The sequence below is a fragment of the Pseudomonas sp. H2_A10 genome (genome assembly GCF_054680085.1).
Genome location: NZ_CP162821.1, coordinates 3,764,380 through 3,779,897, shown reverse-complemented (window position 1 = coordinate 3,779,897; position 15,518 = coordinate 3,764,380). Strand labels below are relative to the sequence as shown.

Sequence of the window (15,518 nt, the reverse complement as noted above, 5' to 3'; positions counted from 1 at the left end):
TGTACCATTGCAATGGCGTTGACTGCCGCCTGCATGAACTTTGTTTCACTGTGAAGGAAGAACTCACCACCTATAGTGGCCAGGCTCATTTTTAGAAGTCTTCCTTCTGCCCGCCCTCCCGCGGGCTTTTTTACGCCTGCGCGTCAGACCCACCAGCGAAACAGATAAAACAACGCCATGCTCAGCAGCACGGTAATCAACACACTGCGCGTCCAGTACATCAGGCCTATCGCGCAGATACCCGCCAGTAAATACGGATTGGCCGGGCTCAGGTTGAGCTGGTGATCGGGCAAAAAAATGATCGGTCCGCAGATCGCCGTGAGCATGCCCGGTACCGCAAACCCCAGAAACTCGCGCGCGCCGCGGTTGAGGCGCACCGGCAGGCGCGGCTCGATAAACAGGTAACGATTAAAAAACACCACCAGGCCCATGGCCACGATCATCAGATAAATCATGGCTGCCCGACTCCCAGTCGCTTGCAGGCAAACCCTGCGCTCATGCCCAGCACGCCGGACACCACCACCGCCGACTCCCAATGCAGATAACTCAGCCACACCGAACACAGCAGGGCCACGGCCACGCAGACCACCGTCGGCACATCGCGCACCACGGGCGTGATCAAGGCAATAAAGGTCGCGGCAATCGAGAACTCCAGGCCCAACTGGTCAAGCCCCGGAATGCTTTTACCCAGCACGATGCCGGCGAGGGTGAACAGGTTCCAGATGATATAGAACGTCAGGCCCACGCCCAATGCATACCAGCGGTTGAAGGTCTGGCGGTCAAAATGACTGACCAGCGCGAAGAATTCATCGGTGAGCAAAAAGCCCAGGCTCATGCGCCACCGGGTCTTGAGCGGCGAAAGAACCGGACGCAGGTGCATGCCGTAGAGCAAATGCTGGGAGGTCAGCAACAAGGTGGTGAGCACGACGGAAATCAGGCTGGCGCCGCTCTTGACCATGCCGATGGCTACCAACTGCGCCGCACCGGCAAACACGATGGCGGACAAGCCTTGGGCCTGCAGCGGGGTAAATTGCGCATCGATGGCCATGGAACCGGCGAGCAACCCCCAGGGCGCGCAGAGCCAGGGACAGGGGGATAGCGGCGATGGCGCCGCGAGCGAAGCCGTAATGAGGTATGGCAGCAGGCATGGAAAACGACTCATCAACGAACAGTCGACGAGCATGCCAGCGCAAATAAAAGATGTCTTGAACGATCTTGCTCAGGCGAGTTTTACCGACACCTGCTCCACCGAATCACGCGCCTCACGCAGTTCATAGGCGTCCTGGTTGAGCCGGTGAATGGTATTGAGCAGGCGTTGACGCAACACTTCATCGGCGAGTTTCTCCACGGCGCGCATCAGGTCGAACGCCGCGGTTTCGTTATTTTCCGCGACGGAATCCAGGGTTTTGCGCAGGTTGCGAGTGGCTCGGGTCACGCGGGTCTTCCTTCATCAGCAATGGGCAGGCACTTTAGGACATTCATGTTTCAGTTTAATTTCAATCACTTGTGGTTGATTCGACGACCTTTGATCCACGTCAACGCAAAACAGGATTTGACCTACATATACGCAATTCCATATATTCGCCCCCCCTCTATACCGACGTTGAACATGTCCGACTTCTTTTCCCCGCCCGCCCTGTTCAAATGCCTGGCGGACGCCACTCGCGCCCGGATCACCCTGCTGATTCTGCGTGAAGGCGAACTTTGCGTGTGCGAGTTGATCCATGCTCTGGACGACAGCCAGCCAAAAATCTCCCGCCACCTGGCGCAACTGCGCAAAGGCGGGTTATTGCTGGACCGTCGCCAAGGGCAATGGATCTACTACCGCATCAATCCGGCACTGCCTGACTGGGTCACCCAACTGCTGGACACCACCCTGCAAGCCAACCAGCCATGGTTGCATAACGACGCCCAGCGTCTGGATGCAATGGGCGACAGACCACAACGGGCCAGCACCTGCTGCTGAGCCATCGGAGCGTTTATTCATGCTTGTCGCGATCGCGATTTTTATCGTCACCATCATTCTGGTCATCTGGCAGCCCAAGGGCCTGGGTGTTGGCTGGAGCGCCACACTGGGCGCGATCCTGGCCTTGACCTGCGGCGTGATCAGCCTGGCGGATATCCCGGTGGTATGGCACATCATCTGGAACGCCACCGGTACGTTTGTCGCGCTGATCATCATCAGCCTGCTGCTCGATGAGGCCGGTTTTTTTGCCTGGGCCGCCCTGCATGTGGCGCGTTGGGGCCGTGGGCGCGGTCGCCGTTTGTTTGCCTATATGGTTTTGCTCGGCGCGCTGGTGTCGGCGCTGTTCGCCAATGACGGGGCGGCGCTGATCCTCACGCCCATCGTGATGTCGATGTTGCTGGCCCTGCGCTTTTCCCCGGCGGCAACGTTGGCGTTCGTGATGGGCGCGGGCTTTATCGCCGACACGGCGAGCCTGCCGCTGGTGGTGTCGAACCTGGTGAATATTGTCTCGGCGGATTACTTCAAGATCGGCTTCAACGAATACGCGTCCGTGATGGTGCCGGTCAACTTCGTGAGTGTGGCCGCCACCCTGGCCGTGCTGCTGGGGTACTTTCGCCGCGACGTCCCCCACACCTACGACCCCGCCGACCTCGCCGATCCCGCCAGTGCGATCCACGACCGCGCCACCTTCCTGGCCGGCTGGTGGGTGCTGGGCATTCTGTTGATAGGCTGCTTTGCCCTGGAACCACTGGGCATTCCCATCAGCGCGATTTCCGCCGTGTGCGCCGTCCTGCTGCTGGTGATCGCCGCCAAGGGCCACAAAATATCCACGCGCAAGGTCTTGAAGGACGCACCGTGGCAGATCGTGATCTTTTCCCTGGGCATGTACCTGGTGGTCTACGGATTGCGCAATGCCGGCCTCACCACCTATCTCGCGACCTGGCTGGATACCTTCGCCACTTATGGCGTGTGGGGCGCGGCCATGGGCACCGGCGTGCTGACGGCCTTGCTGTCTTCGGCCATGAATAACCTGCCGACCGTGTTGATCGGCGCGCTGTCCATCGAGTCCAGCCACGCCGTGGGCGTGGTCAAGGACGCCATGATCTACGCCAACGTGATCGGCAGCGACCTGGGCCCCAAAATCACCCCGATCGGCAGTCTCGCCACGTTGCTGTGGCTGCATATCCTGGCGCGTAAAGGCATTACCATCACCTGGGGTTACTACTTCAAGGTCGGGATAGTGCTGACCGTGCCGGTGTTGCTGATCACCCTCGCCGCCCTCGCCTTGCGCCTGAGTATCTAAGATGAAAGTCCTGTTCATGTGTACCGCCAACAGCTGCCGCAGTATTTTGTCCGAGGCCCTGTTCAATCACCTCGCGCCGGAGGGTTTCCAGGCCTTCAGCTGCGGCAGCTTCCCCAAGGGCCAGGTACTGCCGCGCAGCCTGAGCGCGCTGCAAGCTGTGGGTATCAGCACCGAGGGGTTGTACAGCAAAGGCAATGACGCTTTTAAAGACAACCCGCCTGACATTCTGATCACCGTGTGCGACAGAGCTGCCGGTGAAGCTTGCCCGGTGTATTTCGGGCCTGCGGTAAAGGCGCATTGGGGGTTGGAGGACCCGTCTGACGTCAAGGGCGATGACGCCATTGTGGAAGCCGCGTTCGAGGCGACACTCAATACCATCGAAACCCGCTGCCGAGCGCTTTTCGACCTGCCTCTGTCCAGCCTGACCCCGGCGCAACTGAAGATTGAACTTGAGCGTATCGCCGCGTTGTAACAACGTTGCCAGGCTCAAACAACGGTCGATTTGAGCGCCCTTGCTGACGTATGCTCTGCCACTTTCTCGAAAGGAAGCGGGCATGCTGACGATCTTTTTTTACGCGCTGGTATTCGGTTTTGTGTTTTGCCTTTCGCCCGGCGCGGTGCTGGCGGAGACCCTGCGACGTGGCTTATTGCAGGGCTTCACGCCTGCCCTGTTGGTGCAGATCGGCTCGCTGGTGGGCGACGCAGTGTGGGCGGTGATCGGCCTGACCGGCATCGCCCTGCTCATCCAGCATGACGCCGTGCGCGTGCCGCTGACGGTGATCTGCGCGCTGTACCTGGCTTGGCTTGGTATACGCAGCTTGATTGACGCCTGGCACCTGCCAAAAATGGACGACGCAGCGGCCACTTCCGGGAAAAACGCACTGGCGGTGGGCGCCGCGATTTCCCTGGCCAACCCGAAGAACATTGTTTACTGGGGCGCGTTGGGGAGCGCCTTGTCCGGCATCGTGGGCGCCACGCCCAGCCATGGTCAGACGTTGATGTTTTTTGCAGGTTTTATGCTGGCCTCGGTGTTGTCATGCTTTTTGATCGCTACCCTGGTCAACCTCTTGCGCAAAAATGCTTCGCCACTGTGGCAGCGCGTCAGTTATGCCGCCTGCGGCGTGGTGCTGATCTATCTGGCGATTCTGGCCGCTCAGGGCATTTAAACCACATGAACCGTATCGAACAGATCGTGCTGATGGCAGCGTACAACCGGTGGATGAACCGCAAGGTCTATGCCGCCGCCGCCCAGCTTTCAGAGGCGCAATTACGCATGGACCGCGAGGCCTTTTTCGGCTCGATCCTCGGCACGCTCAACCATCTGGCGCTGGGCGACACGGTGTGGCTCAAGCGCTTCGCCCAACACCCGACAGGCTTTTCGGCACTGGCCCCGCTGGAAGCCATCGCCATGCCCCGCGACCTCAAGCACTTGGCCTTCGCGGACCTGGAGCAACTGGCGACCCGTCGCGGTTGGCTCGACCAACTGATCATCGACTGGGTCGAGACCTTGCGTGAGCCCGACCTCGACCAGCGCCTGCATTACCGCAACATGCGTGGCGTCGCGAGCGATAAGCCGTTTTCGAGCCTGCTGCTGCACTTCTTCAATCACCAGACCCACCACCGCGGCCAGGTCACAACGCTTTTGACCCAGGCGGGCGTGGATGTCGGCGACACTGATTTGCTGGCACTGATCGACTGAACTCAGCCCTTACCGAACGCGGCATAGGCTTGCATCAAGCGCGGGAAGTCGTGGGGTTCGGGCAGTTTCGTGAAACTTTCGACCGCTGGAGTATTTGCCCAGGGCAGCTTTTCGCAGGTCCAGGTTTCCATGAACGGCCTGTACGCCCTGAAATTATCCAGCAGGCTCGCGCGCACATTGACGAACTCGTCGATGCCATGGGGCCGGGTAAACAGCCAACTCATGCAGCGAGGGCAAAAGTAGTGACGGTCGACGCCGTGCAGGCCACCAATGACCGGGCAGCCCTGGGTCACCGTGAAAGCACCGGCGGCATACAACGCACTGAGGGAAAACGCGCTGGAGGTCATCTTCTGGCAACCGGTGCAATGGCAGGCCATGGTGATCACCGGGGGCTCGCTCAGGCTAAAGCGCACCTCGTTACAGCGGCAGCTGCCTACTTGAAGCAGGGTTTCGGCGCTCATCATCGTGTCCTTTTTGTGATGGAAAGCGTGGCAGGGTAGCGCCCGCGGCTGGGGTTGAACAGGCCAGCAAACGATACCGAACCCTGCATCAGCGCCGGGGCAGTACGCCATACGCAAAAGCCCCGGCGGAACCGGGGCTTTCACGTGTCCTCACGCATCATTGGCTACCGGCCTGCCGCGCGCCTTGTACGCCGGCAGCGTGGCGGCGTACGCCAGTGCCTGTTCACGGGAATTGAAGGACGCCAACCGGTCGCTATGCGTACACACTCGCCAGGGGCCGTAATTGACCTGCACGATATGGTATCCATTCAGATGCAGCTTCTTCAGCATTGGAACGCTCATAGTCACCTCGCTTTCCTGAGATTTCCACGGGTTGCACGGCCTACCTTACACCCGCATCCGCCAGGAAGGCTGACCACATGTCGCGGGCTTCAAAGGCTCTTCTGTCATTTATAGACAGTACCCCCCGACTCGACCCCAGTACCGAATCGCCCCTCAAAACCGCGTAGCTCACTGATCTTCCGAGCTTTTTCATCCATTCCCGCGCACAAGAAAGCTAGCGTGCGACCTTGCACATACGCGCCTGGATCTATATATTCCCAACCCTGCTTAACCGCGCTACCGCCCGAATGGCGAAACTGGTAGACGCATGGGACTTAAAATCCCCCGCTCGTAAGGGCGTCCCGGTTCGATTCCGGGTTCGGGCACCATAGATATCAAGGGCTTGCCAGGGAAACCTGAGCAGGCCCTTACTTTTTTTGCTCCGCAATTTTTCCTCCTGCACCGCAATTTCCATTCCTCGGCGTCCTGTCGACCTAAATCAAATCCAAGATTAAGACCCCTGCTAAGCTGTTCACTCCAAGGAGGAACAGACATGCCGAACACAGACCTACTCCCTTCCCTACTCTCCAAGCTCTACGAAAATCAGCTCGCTCTTGAAGCCTCAATCATGGAGCTCTCGAACTGGGTTGAGCAACGCGGTTCCGCAGATGTGGCCGAGAATATCCGGGGCGCTCTGCACACCATCGACGAGAACGAAGAGTTTATAAAGCTGACCCTGGCAGTGCTGATGGCTCCGGAGTAATTCCTACAGCTCGTCGCCTAAAATCGCGCCACATCAAAAGCTCGATTACTGTACGCCCATACAGTATTCGAGCTTACCCATCATGAACATCGACGAAGACACCTCGGCGTGGCTTGGCTGCCCTACGCCCCTTGAAATGTATAAGCATCAGTGCGCCCTGCTCGAGGATGAACTCATTCAGACCCAGGCCCAATTGCGAAAGGCTCGCGCGAACGTCGCAGGGCTGGTGCAGATGAATGACGCACTGATCACCGGGAAGGCAAATGCTGAGTCAGCGCTCAAACTCGCAAGGTCAGAAATCAGTCGGCTAAATCTGGAAAACTCGCAAATGGGCCGCCGCATAAACAGCCTTATGACTGTGTGTGAGCAGCGAGACCACCTATTCAGGGAAAATCAGCGGCTGCTGCTCGAGTTGAAGGTGTTCAAGGGCGCTTCAGCCTAGCTCGTCAGCGTAGGCAGCTACTGCCTCTTCGCCTAACTCGCGCCACTCCCCTTCGTTGATCAAGCCCTGCTCCTTGAGGTCGTCTGCCAGGGAAAGCCGTGTTTCGTATCGCTCTTCCGGCGTCGCCGAGATAAACGCGGGGTCGTTGCGCAGCGTAAACCAAGCCTCAAGGGCGTCGACCTGCTCAATGTTGGTCGTCATGATGATTGCTCGCTGCCGTTGTCTACAGTGTAGAGATTGGCCGGTGACCGGCTGTTCATCGGCGCCGACGAGCGGATATGCTTATGTGCGGAAGGCTTTCACAGTACAGAGGGATCCACGACTTCGTAGCCGCGCTGAGTATGCCCAATGCTCTGGTGAACTCCGTGGGCGATCAGCCGATAGAGCGCTACAACGTGGCGCCAACGACCGTAGTTGCGCTGTTACACCTGCAGGGGGACTTGCTCCACGCTGACCCGGTGCGCTGGGGATGGCGGCCCCATTGGGCGAAAGATCGCGCTGCACCTATCAATGCACGCGTCGAGAAGGTGGCCCACGGCCCGTTCTTCCGGGCGATCTGGCCGCACCGGGCGATCACCCCAATCGATAATTGGTTTGAGTGGGTATGAAGGTGGGCCGAAGAAGCAGCCATACCTGATCCGCCGGCGTGACGGTGCACCGATTTTCTGTGCCTCGATCGGTCAGTTACCGGATGCTGATGAAGGCCCAGGCGAGCATGACGGCTTCGTTATCATCACTGCTGATAGCGCTGGCGGCATGGTGGACATCCACGACCGGCGACCCGTAGTGCTGACGCCGGACCTGGCGAGAGAGTGGCTGGACCCCGCCACGCCAAAGGAACGCGCCGAGCAAATGGTGCTGCACCAGGGTGAACCATCCGAGGCGTTCGAGTGGTTCAGGGTTGATCCAGCCGTAGGCAATGTGCGCAACAAAGGGACCGAAATAATCCATTCGCTCGGCCCGACTTTGAAATAACAGGCAACATTCTAACCGATGGAGACGGAGGCGCCTTTTTTTGATTGATCTATGGTCACTCTTGCAATCCAACTGAGTCACACGAGGAAACAGTCATGTCCAAGTCTGGAGGCGGAAAAAATAGTTCTGGTTCTACCGGCAAGGGAGGAAGTAGTGGCGGGGGCTCCAAAGCCCCAGCAGTGCCAAATCTCCCAAGCACCACGGGCAACCCTTCAGGTGGCGGCCGAGGAAATGCTGCCCCTAAAGGAAAGTAATCCTAGCGGCCACCCGCCAAATGTGGGTGGCTCACTTATCTTGCACCGCCACTCACCTCTCTCGCGTATGCCTGGCACGCACGCAACGCGATCAGTCCTTGGTCGCCTGCATCGGTGATTGCGATAATTCTCTGAGCATGCGCTGGGTTAAGTTGGGCTCGACGGGCTGCATGAACCACGCCGACGGCGCCGGTGGCGGTGGGCACGTTGCAGCTACTGGCTGAATCCTCGAGGAGGACTGACAGCCGGACATCAGCAGTAGCAAGCTGGTCACGCAGGCGAGCCTGGTTGCGCTGGGCATCGGATAATTCCTTGGTGTGTTGTTGGTCGGACGTGGCCAGGGCTTGCTCGGTGGCAAGGCGCTTGTCCTGCTCTGCGCGCGCTTGGGCGGCGGCGGCATTGGTGATCGCCGCCAGGTCGTCTTTATGCAGACCGGCCTGCTCGGCGAGCTGCTTGCCCATCCTCCAGTCCTGCACCTGCCAGGCCCCGCCGAAGCCAATGACAACCGCCAGCAGGATCGCCGCCAGGATCTGGCCGGGCGTCATCACGGCACATCCTTGAAAAACACATGGTGCCCGAGACGCAGTGTCTCCTTCGCGCCAGCAGCCCAGGCCGGAGCCTTCGGCATGGTCGTAGCGTAGTAATGCGTGGCGCCGCCGGTTGGGTCCGGTACCGCGCCCGACATCACCTGATCCGCTGCGCGCTGTGCCTGGGCGAACTGCGCGGCCGGGATCGGCTTGGCGCCGCTCAGGTAGGAATGGTTTGGGTCGCTCTGGTTCCAGCAGCTGAACTGCCAGGGCTTCAGGCACACACCAGCGTATCCCTCCCCCCACCATGATTTAGCCTTGCCGTCGAATACGCGGTTGCGGATGGTCCAGGCCACGGCGATCTGACCGGCCAGTCCTTCGCCTCGGGCCTCGCCCCAAAGCGTGCGCGCCAAAGTGTCTCGCTCTTTATCGGTTGCGCTCATACGTTTCTCCAGGCATAAAAAAACCCGCTAATGGCGGGCGGTGGTGATCTCTCAACGGATTAGGTTGGCGCGACCGGGCGCTTGCTGCTATCTGGAAAGTCAGGATTGGCCTCGGTCCACTTTCGGAGCTCGCGCCAGTAAAACTTCCACTGGTCGATTGTTCCTGCAATGTCTTCTTCGCCGAAGTCGATTGCCGTGACGGTCTGCAGGGTCAATGGCATCTGCTGTTCCCGCCACGCGTTTTCCACAGGGATCAGCTTCTCTCTTAACGTTTGCGCAGTAACCGCCCACGTCCCATTTGCTTGCGCGGTGTAATTCGCCGCATCTTCATCTTCAGGCCGAGGTCCTTCCATATGAATCCAACCGTCAGGACAATCTCCTCCAATTTGCTGCATGTTCGCGCCAACATCAGCGTACGTATTCATCCTTTTAACCTCCAAACTTTTACGCGTACGGGCAAGGGGGTGTTAAGTGTGGCTCCGGTGTAGCTACTGCCCGAATATGCTCCTAAAGTAATAACTGCGTTTGATCCTGACTGAGTGATTATGTCGTCAACCCCGCCCCCTCGGCGCTGCGTTGCGGTCACCCCTACTGACGCTGGGGTAGTTCCATTATTGCTGAACCAGCCAGGCGCCTCCCAGACGCCGCCTACCAAGATCTCCGGCATGCAAATAACCGGAAGCCCAGGGAAAGGATTCGGATTAATAAGTCGGGTGTTAATTGCAATGTTAGCTGGCGCAGCAGAAGACCCGCCATTTGGGTATATAAAAGAATACGCTGCATCAGCAGACGCTAGCTTAGAATCTAAAGCGCTTTGCAGATCTGTTTGAGCCGAAAGCGCTCCAGTTATCCCCCCCATGCGGCTGCAGGCGGCGTTTGGGAATATGGTACCCACGGAGACCAAGCCTCCGCAGCATTACGGATGCGAGTGTAATTTTTCCCGTTCAAAAGGGAGCTCATGCCAAGAGCTTCTTGAATAATTCGAGGGCTGTTAGATATCACCCTCAAATAATATGGATCGGTCCCGCCAGTTGGCAGCCCCAGCCCGCCACCACCAAACGCATATACGCCTGGTGTAAGTATGCTATCCGCGTTATCAGTAACGGCTTTTATCGGAGCCGCACCGCCGTTCCCTCCTTGCAAAATAGACAGCGGAGTAGTCAAGCCCGAGAGAGATGTAATATCACTATTCGCACCAGCTGCCGCTTTGTTCGCTGCGGAGGCCGCACTATTGGCAGCTTGTGTTGCGCTGTTTGCTGCCGCAGTTGCGCTATTGGCGGCATTCGTCTTGCTTGTTGCTGCGTTGGTCTCGGCGGTTTTCGAGTTGTTCTCTGATGCCTTTGCGGCATCCTCGCTCGCTTTTGCTGCGACCTTACTGGCATTCGCGGCGGTTGCTGAGGATGCGGATTCCGATGCCTTTGTAGTTGAAACGGTTGCGCTGCCCTGAGAGGCCGTGGCTGCAGTTGTTGCAGCTTGGACCTGCAGTGACATGTCAGTACCCGCCTGCCCAATAACCTGAGTGGCGGCTCGCAAAGCATCAGCGGAATCCTTGAGGTAGCCCTGCAGCGGTGCGAGAGAATAGACGCCAGCAGAAACCGTGCTGCCTTGGTAGTTAGGTGATATCGACATCGCCGTGTTGCTAGCAATGTTCGTGACCTCATACCACCCGCCATCAGGGCCACGGAAGCCGTCTCCTACACGAGCATTGGCAATGAAAGACGTTCCCGCACCAACCACAGCATTGCTGCCGTTCGTAACAGAAACTGTTCCTGTTTTGTACCAGGTCATTTAATACCCCTACGAAGTTGGCTTAGAAAACATTAGCGGTAGAAACAACGCCCCGGCATTGAAATCCCCGATATTTTGAAGCAGCACCATTATGCTGTTTGAACCATAATCCCAGGTGCAGCTGAGCTTTGAAAACGTATCTCGGCCGGGAATATCCATGGCAATGTTGTTGATCAGCATGTAGTTACCAGTATTCAAGGGCACTCCTGCGTTCCAACGGAACTCCCACCGACCCACTGAAGGATTGGAAGATCCAAGAAAATTCCAACCGGTGATAACGTTTGTGAATTGAGCGCATGAAGTTCCATTGTCGAATAACAGCTTGGAGTTTCCATCCCACAGCCTTAACCCATATTCAGCAGTAGGCGTAGATTGATATGCTGCAATAAAATAGCTACCAGCACCTCCCCCAAAGCCTGTGTTTGACCACCCAGTCCAGTTACCCGGTCCACCATTCAGCCGGATCCACTGAAACGACTGAGAGTTATCCGGCCTGACAAAGATCAAGGGAGCCTCAGCCGAAGTTATTGGATATGGGAAAGAAGCACCAGACGAATACCGTCCCGAGTACAGTATGACTAGGCGGGAGAACTCCGAATCCAAAACTACAACATCATAATTATTTGTAAACATCAAGCCATGAGACATTATCTGTACCTCAATACGAGAAGCCTCTGTGTGCCAACCGCTATTCTTCCCGATGGGTAAGTTCTATTGCAGAACCAGACATTAACCCCACCCTCCAAAACCTGAACATCAAACTGGACATTGCCAGCGTCTTGACTGGAAGAACTATTCGACCAGTTACCATTTGGAATACAGACGCCAACATGAGTACTTGGGGAGACTCCCGGAATTGCTATGTATAAGCTTCTTCCTGAAGTCGACACCAGCGCCGAATAAACAACTCGGACAGTAAAAGAGTTTTCATCCAGTTCTAGGGCTCCCGTAGGCCCCCAAATTCTCATTCCGAAGATCATGCGGTTAGATCCCCAAGCTGCACCCGCTTAACGTTGTTTTCGTCGTACACCTTGATCGCGCGGTTGGTCATGGTCAGGCGCCCACCTCCAGGTGCCGGGCCGTTGAACTCCAAGTTGCCAGCCTTATCCAGCCGCCACCCCTGCACCCCGGCAACATAGTTGTCGGATTGCAACGCCTGGCCGATCTTCAGCATGGAAATGCTGCCGTCCTGGATGAAGGCCGAGTTCATGAACACCTGGCCGCCCTGCACAGAGAACGGAACACTGATGGCGCCGCCGTCAATGGTATTGACGATGGCAAAACGATCAGCGCTGACCAGAAACTGGCTTTGTAGTACCCCTTCAATGTTCTCGATTCCGAGGCCGACACCTGCGTACACGTACTGCCCGTTTTGATTGAGCTGCATCTTTACGGACCACATTGTCGAGAGCTTGCCGTCGGTGTCGGCCTGGGCTTGGCTGACCGTTTGAACGGCTGCTGAGGTTTCGCCAAGCTCTACGCCGATCTGCTGGATAGCCTGGGCCGTGGCTTGCCTGTCCGTGACCACCACGCTTTCGAGTTCGGTTACGGTGCCGGCGACATCACCCACCGAAGCGGTGAGTTCGGTCTGGCGCTGAACCATGGCCGCGTTCTGAGAGGCGCGTGTCTTCACTTCCTGCGCGAAACTCGCCGAGGCGTTGTAGCCCTGGAGTGCATCAGCCAGGTCGCCCTCGCCCGCGTCGTCCCGATAGGCTGAACGCAAAGCCTCAAGGCTCGACGCCTGCGCCGTGACTACTCCATCCAGCTCGGTAATGCTGGTGGTGTTGATCTCCACCTGCTGCGCCAGGCCGTTGGCAGTGACCAGCACCTGCCCTACGTCCACCCAGTAACCGGCGTTCGGTGGAGCGGTGTCGATCGGAACCGCACCGGTTGCCTGATAGATACGCTTGCCAACCACCACCAAGTCGCCCTCGAGGTAGGTTTGCTGTGGATCGTAGGCAGACAGCCCATCGAGCGCATCGATCTGCGCCTGCAGGCCTGGGATCTTGTCGATCTCGTCATTGATTTCCTGGCCCAGCTCCGTGCGGCCGATTTGCCCGGCGATCAGTTCCAGCACTGGCGCTGCGTCTGCGCTGGCCTGGCCCATCACCCCATTGCCGACTGGATAGAACGGCCCCACGTTGCCGGTGCGATCCACCAGGCGTGCCCAGAAGAAGAACTGCGCGCCCGCCTTGAGGGCTTGCATGCTGTAGTCCGCCTGAGGGTGCGCCAGGTCTGCCAGCTTGGTGGCCACCGAAAGGTCATTGGCCTGGCCATACCACAACTCGGTGCGCTGGGTATCCTCGGCGCCAGCAGGGAAACCCCAGCGAATGCCGATGCCGAACAGTTCGCTGGTGGTGGACAGGAATGCTACCGCCGGCGGCAAGCCGACCTTCCCTTCCAGGTTGGTCAGGTTGGAGCTCTTCCAGATCGAAGAGATCTCGATGGCGCTCACCGACCGAACCCGGGCAAGGTAGGCGCCCGAGTAAATGCCGGTGACGTCAACGCTTGTCGCGCCCGTGCGCTGTAGCTTGATCCAGTTGCCGCTGTCCTTGCGCCACTCCACGTCATACGCGATTGCACCGTTCACGGCGGGCCACGAGATGTTCATGGTGTTGATCGCGATGCCCTGATTCACGGCGTAGCTCGACGTCAGCGTAACGCTTCCCGGTGCCGGAACTATGGTGATCGGGACAACACTGATTGGCCTTTCTTCCAGCCGGGCGCCTGTGTCGATGTGAGGAAACTTGCTCGGGTCGTACTGCACAGCCGAGATTTCAAACACGCCAGGCTCCGGCCGCGCCACGCTGACCACGCGATAAAGCGGGATGGCCAGGTCGTCAGCATCTAGCGCCCACACCAGCTCACGCTCCGGGGGCACGGAGTAGGCAACGGTCACAGTGACCTGCCGGCCGCTGACCATATGCACGGTGCGCCCCTCGCACTTGCCGTCGGGCAGGTTGAGGATCAGCCGGTCGCCGGGCTTGGCCTGGGTATCACGATCCAGCGTGATGACCTTGCCGTTCACCACCGAGATACGCCCGCCCACCGGCCGGCCTGCAAGCAGTTCGTCAGCAATCGGAATAACGTAGCCGGGCAGCGGAATACGCCCGTCCAAGCCGACCTTGAAGGTGACGGCCCGGTCTTTGGAGTTGGTCAGAAGCGCCCACTTACCGCGGCGCTGGGCCTCGGATTCGCGGGTGCAGCCGATAGCGCTGATCTCCAGTGGATTGTCACCATAGCGCCGCTGAAGCTTGGCGTCGGTCACTGCAGTGACGTCGGTGTCGAAGTTGTTCAGTGGGTTGTCGTAGCTGATCAGAGCTCGCGTGTAACGGGTTCGCTCCGATGCGCTTGAATAGGTGAACTTGCCGTCGATGACGTTCGCGCGGGTGTAGGCGAAATCGAAGTCAGTAGCGCGCGGCATATCCGCCAGCGTGAACACTTGGCCCTGGGCCCAATAAGTCATGCCCCGGTAGATGGTGGAGATGTCGCGCAACAGCGACCAGGCGTCAGCCTTGCTCTGCAGGTTTAGGTTGCAGATGAAGCGCGGCTCCTGGCCGCCCTTCCCGTCCGGCACCATTTGGTCGCAGTACTGGGAGATGCGGTAGAGCTCCCACTTGTCCACCATCCACGGCTTGATGCGACGGCCCAGGCCGAAACGGTCGTTCGTGGTGATGCCGTAAGTGTGCCAAACAGGGTTATCGGTCCAGGCCTCTTTGAACGTTCCGTCCCAGACGCCCGTGTAGGTGCGCGACCTGGTGTCGTAGTTGCTCGGGACCTGCCATTTCCGACCATCGCATTCGATCGTCACCGCTGGGATGCTGCGGAATTGCTCGGCAGAAAACTCGATGTAAAGCAGCGCGGTGTTCGGGTATCGAATCTTCGCGTCAATCACCTCGGTGAAGCCGGCAATCTGCATGGTGTCGGAAATTTTGTTGTTGTTCTGGTTTGCAGTCAGTCGAGTGATCCGCAGCAGCCACCCGGTGGTTGCGCGCGGCAGATTGATGCGGCGGGTTCGCTCGTACAGGCTGGTGGTCTTGCCGGAGACAGCCTCGTTTAGTACTTCTTGATAGGCGCCGCCATCAGTAGCCAGTTCGACCTTGTAGCCGATCGCGTAACCGTTGATGTTGCCACCGGAGTCAACCGATTGCAGGGCGGGCCAAGCGAAGCGCACGCGCACAGCGGATAGCTGGGTGTTAGTGATTGCCCGAACCCATGGCGTGCCGCTGCGCAGTTCGGTGCTGATGGTCGTTTCGTTCTCGACCGATGGGATGCCCTGGATATAGGACTGGTCCACAGCCCCGCTGCGCCATTCCCACTTCACGTTCGGGAAGTTCATGTTCCCCTGCGGGTCTTGCAGCGGCGTATTGTCGAGAAAGATGTCCTTGGCGGTAGGAGCACCCTCAAACTCACCCTCACCCACAGCAATGAGCATTTTCGCAATGGCGACGGAACGCAGGCTGTCTGGTGCCTCGGTGGGAGTTTTAGGCTTCTCGGATCCGCCCTTGGCGCCATAAACATCAATCTTGCGTGCTGCGCCCATGCTTTTCTCCAGGCAATAAAAAACCGCCTCGTG

The 15,518-nt window shown here is 58.4% G+C and carries 18 protein-coding genes, 1 tRNA gene and 2 pseudogenes; 9 read left to right on the top strand and 12 right to left on the bottom strand.

What is annotated here, in order from left to right; translation table 11 throughout:
• Nucleotides 1-143: 143 nt before the first annotated feature.
• The 3 genes and pseudogenes from AB4O23_RS17770 to AB4O23_RS17760 form a co-directional block, all read right to left on the bottom strand.
• A complete protein-coding gene (locus AB4O23_RS17770; protein ID WP_065879038.1) occupies nucleotides 144-455 on the bottom strand; it encodes an AzlD domain-containing protein in 312 nt (103 codons plus the stop codon).
• Nucleotides 452-1,148: pseudogene (locus tag AB4O23_RS17765) on the bottom strand (AzlC family ABC transporter permease). Before AB4O23_RS17765 ends, AB4O23_RS17770 begins: the two are co-directional and overlap by 4 nt.
• A 71-nt stretch (nucleotides 1,149-1,219) precedes the next feature.
• A complete protein-coding gene (locus AB4O23_RS17760) occupies nucleotides 1,220-1,435 on the bottom strand; it encodes a hypothetical protein (protein ID WP_017528098.1) in 216 nt (71 codons plus the stop codon).
• A gap of 174 nt (nucleotides 1,436-1,609) precedes the next feature.
• On the opposite strand from AB4O23_RS17760, the gene AB4O23_RS17755 reads away from it, so the two are divergent.
• The 5 genes from AB4O23_RS17755 (at nucleotide 1,610) to AB4O23_RS17735 (ending at nucleotide 4,968) form a co-directional block, all read left to right on the top strand.
• Nucleotides 1,610-1,966 carry a metalloregulator ArsR/SmtB family transcription factor gene (locus AB4O23_RS17755; RefSeq protein WP_116078745.1) on the top strand — a complete coding sequence of 119 codons (357 nt, stop codon included), beginning with the start codon at nucleotides 1,610-1,612 and terminating at the stop codon, nucleotides 1,964-1,966.
• 19 nt (nucleotides 1,967-1,985) lie between these two features.
• Nucleotides 1,986-3,269, top strand: a complete 1,284-nt coding sequence (locus tag AB4O23_RS17750) for an arsenic transporter (protein WP_460060179.1) — start codon at nucleotides 1,986-1,988, stop codon at nucleotides 3,267-3,269.
• A 1-nt stretch (nucleotide 3,270) separates the two neighbouring features.
• Nucleotides 3,271-3,741 carry an arsenate reductase ArsC gene (locus AB4O23_RS17745; protein WP_017528101.1) on the top strand — a complete coding sequence of 157 codons (471 nt, stop codon included), beginning with the start codon at nucleotides 3,271-3,273 and terminating at the stop codon, nucleotides 3,739-3,741.
• An 82-nt stretch (nucleotides 3,742-3,823) separates the two neighbouring features.
• On the top strand, nucleotides 3,824-4,435 hold the full coding sequence (locus AB4O23_RS17740) for a LysE family transporter (RefSeq protein WP_017528102.1): 612 nt from the start codon (nucleotides 3,824-3,826) through the stop codon (nucleotides 4,433-4,435).
• 5 nt (nucleotides 4,436-4,440) lie between these two features.
• Nucleotides 4,441-4,968, top strand: coding sequence for a DinB family protein (locus AB4O23_RS17735; RefSeq protein ID WP_065879036.1), 528 nt, complete (start codon nucleotides 4,441-4,443; stop codon nucleotides 4,966-4,968).
• A gap of 2 nt (nucleotides 4,969-4,970) precedes the next feature.
• On the opposite strand, the gene AB4O23_RS17730 is transcribed toward AB4O23_RS17735, so the two are convergent.
• Together AB4O23_RS17730 and AB4O23_RS17725 are read right to left on the bottom strand one after the other, a co-directional pair.
• Nucleotides 4,971-5,429 carry a GFA family protein gene (locus AB4O23_RS17730; RefSeq protein ID WP_460060177.1) on the bottom strand — a complete coding sequence of 153 codons (459 nt, stop codon included), beginning with the start codon at nucleotides 5,427-5,429 and terminating at the stop codon, nucleotides 4,971-4,973.
• A 150-nt stretch (nucleotides 5,430-5,579) separates the two neighbouring features.
• On the bottom strand, nucleotides 5,580-5,771 hold the full coding sequence (locus AB4O23_RS17725) for a DUF2188 domain-containing protein (RefSeq protein WP_083221580.1): 192 nt from the start codon (nucleotides 5,769-5,771) through the stop codon (nucleotides 5,580-5,582).
• A 281-nt stretch (nucleotides 5,772-6,052) separates the two neighbouring features.
• On the opposite strand from AB4O23_RS17725, the gene AB4O23_RS17720 reads away from it, so the two are divergent.
• The 3 genes from AB4O23_RS17720 to AB4O23_RS17710 all read left to right on the top strand — a co-directional run bounded on the left by AB4O23_RS17720 (nucleotide 6,053) and on the right by AB4O23_RS17710 (nucleotide 6,955).
• A tRNA-Leu gene (locus AB4O23_RS17720) sits at nucleotides 6,053-6,139 on the top strand.
• Between the two features lie 164 nt (nucleotides 6,140-6,303).
• Nucleotides 6,304-6,513 carry a hypothetical protein gene (locus AB4O23_RS17715; RefSeq protein WP_017528106.1) on the top strand — a complete coding sequence of 70 codons (210 nt, stop codon included), beginning with the start codon at nucleotides 6,304-6,306 and terminating at the stop codon, nucleotides 6,511-6,513.
• 82 nt (nucleotides 6,514-6,595) lie between these two features.
• Nucleotides 6,596-6,955: a hypothetical protein gene (locus tag AB4O23_RS17710; RefSeq protein ID WP_460060176.1), complete on the top strand. Its 360-nt coding sequence runs from the start codon at nucleotides 6,596-6,598 to the stop codon at nucleotides 6,953-6,955.
• Here the strand turns inward: AB4O23_RS17710 and AB4O23_RS17705 are convergent.
• Complete coding sequence (locus AB4O23_RS17705; protein ID WP_460106112.1) at nucleotides 6,947-7,156, bottom strand: hypothetical protein; 210 nt, start codon at nucleotides 7,154-7,156, stop codon at nucleotides 6,947-6,949. The two genes, AB4O23_RS17710 and AB4O23_RS17705, sit on opposite strands and share 9 nt — an antisense overlap.
• An 83-nt stretch (nucleotides 7,157-7,239) precedes the next feature.
• On the opposite strand from AB4O23_RS17705, the pseudogene AB4O23_RS17700 reads away from it, so the two are divergent.
• A pseudogene (locus AB4O23_RS17700) lies at nucleotides 7,240-7,930 on the top strand (SOS response-associated peptidase family protein).
• Between the two features lie 289 nt (nucleotides 7,931-8,219).
• Here AB4O23_RS17700 and AB4O23_RS17695 read toward each other — a convergent pair.
• The 6 genes from AB4O23_RS17695 to AB4O23_RS17670 all read right to left on the bottom strand — a co-directional run bounded on the left by AB4O23_RS17695 (nucleotide 8,220) and on the right by AB4O23_RS17670 (nucleotide 15,485).
• Nucleotides 8,220-8,729 carry a lysis system i-spanin subunit Rz gene (locus AB4O23_RS17695; protein ID WP_460060174.1) on the bottom strand — a complete coding sequence of 170 codons (510 nt, stop codon included), beginning with the start codon at nucleotides 8,727-8,729 and terminating at the stop codon, nucleotides 8,220-8,222.
• Nucleotides 8,729-9,154, bottom strand: coding sequence for a cell wall hydrolase (locus AB4O23_RS17690; protein ID WP_460060172.1), 426 nt, complete (start codon nucleotides 9,152-9,154; stop codon nucleotides 8,729-8,731). The genes AB4O23_RS17695 and AB4O23_RS17690 overlap by 1 nt, the downstream gene beginning before the upstream one ends.
• A gap of 59 nt (nucleotides 9,155-9,213) precedes the next feature.
• Nucleotides 9,214-9,579: a hypothetical protein gene (locus AB4O23_RS17685; RefSeq protein ID WP_460060171.1), complete on the bottom strand. Its 366-nt coding sequence runs from the start codon at nucleotides 9,577-9,579 to the stop codon at nucleotides 9,214-9,216.
• Nucleotides 9,580-10,000: 421 nt separating this feature from the next.
• Nucleotides 10,001-10,942: a hypothetical protein gene (locus AB4O23_RS17680; RefSeq protein WP_460060170.1), complete on the bottom strand. Its 942-nt coding sequence runs from the start codon at nucleotides 10,940-10,942 to the stop codon at nucleotides 10,001-10,003.
• A 9-nt stretch (nucleotides 10,943-10,951) separates the two neighbouring features.
• Complete coding sequence (locus AB4O23_RS17675; RefSeq protein ID WP_223271453.1) at nucleotides 10,952-11,140, bottom strand: hypothetical protein; 189 nt, start codon at nucleotides 11,138-11,140, stop codon at nucleotides 10,952-10,954.
• 778 nt (nucleotides 11,141-11,918) lie between these two features.
• A complete protein-coding gene (locus AB4O23_RS17670) occupies nucleotides 11,919-15,485 on the bottom strand; it encodes a TipJ family phage tail tip protein (protein WP_460060169.1) in 3,567 nt (1,188 codons plus the stop codon).
• Nucleotides 15,486-15,518: the final 33 nt, after the last annotated feature.

What these genes read in the sequence shown, in the direction of transcription:
- AB4O23_RS17770 (WP_065879038.1), bottom strand. Translation starts at nt 455, where the DNA reads ATGATTTATCTGATGATCGTGGCCATGGGCCTGGTGGTGTTTTTTAAT.
- AB4O23_RS17755 (WP_116078745.1), top strand. Translation starts at nt 1,610, where the DNA reads ATGTCCGACTTCTTTTCCCCGCCCGCCCTGTTCAAATGCCTGGCGGAC.
- AB4O23_RS17750 (WP_460060179.1), top strand. Translation starts at nt 1,986, where the DNA reads ATGCTTGTCGCGATCGCGATTTTTATCGTCACCATCATTCTGGTCATC.
- AB4O23_RS17745 (WP_017528101.1), top strand. Translation starts at nt 3,271, where the DNA reads ATGAAAGTCCTGTTCATGTGTACCGCCAACAGCTGCCGCAGTATTTTG.
- AB4O23_RS17740 (WP_017528102.1), top strand. Translation starts at nt 3,824, where the DNA reads ATGCTGACGATCTTTTTTTACGCGCTGGTATTCGGTTTTGTGTTTTGC.
- AB4O23_RS17735 (WP_065879036.1), top strand. Translation starts at nt 4,441, where the DNA reads ATGAACCGTATCGAACAGATCGTGCTGATGGCAGCGTACAACCGGTGG.
- AB4O23_RS17730 (WP_460060177.1), bottom strand. Translation starts at nt 5,429, where the DNA reads ATGAGCGCCGAAACCCTGCTTCAAGTAGGCAGCTGCCGCTGTAACGAG.
- AB4O23_RS17725 (WP_083221580.1), bottom strand. Translation starts at nt 5,771, where the DNA reads ATGAGCGTTCCAATGCTGAAGAAGCTGCATCTGAATGGATACCATATC.
- AB4O23_RS17715 (WP_017528106.1), top strand. Translation starts at nt 6,304, where the DNA reads ATGCCGAACACAGACCTACTCCCTTCCCTACTCTCCAAGCTCTACGAA.
- AB4O23_RS17710 (WP_460060176.1), top strand. Translation starts at nt 6,596, where the DNA reads ATGAACATCGACGAAGACACCTCGGCGTGGCTTGGCTGCCCTACGCCC.
- AB4O23_RS17705 (WP_460106112.1), bottom strand. Translation starts at nt 7,156, where the DNA reads ATGACGACCAACATTGAGCAGGTCGACGCCCTTGAGGCTTGGTTTACG.
- AB4O23_RS17695 (WP_460060174.1), bottom strand. Translation starts at nt 8,729, where the DNA reads ATGACGCCCGGCCAGATCCTGGCGGCGATCCTGCTGGCGGTTGTCATT.
- AB4O23_RS17690 (WP_460060172.1), bottom strand. Translation starts at nt 9,154, where the DNA reads ATGAGCGCAACCGATAAAGAGCGAGACACTTTGGCGCGCACGCTTTGG.
- AB4O23_RS17685 (WP_460060171.1), bottom strand. Translation starts at nt 9,579, where the DNA reads ATGAATACGTACGCTGATGTTGGCGCGAACATGCAGCAAATTGGAGGA.
- AB4O23_RS17680 (WP_460060170.1), bottom strand. Translation starts at nt 10,942, where the DNA reads ATGACCTGGTACAAAACAGGAACAGTTTCTGTTACGAACGGCAGCAAT.
- AB4O23_RS17670 (WP_460060169.1), bottom strand. Translation starts at nt 15,485, where the DNA reads ATGGGCGCAGCACGCAAGATTGATGTTTATGGCGCCAAGGGCGGATCC.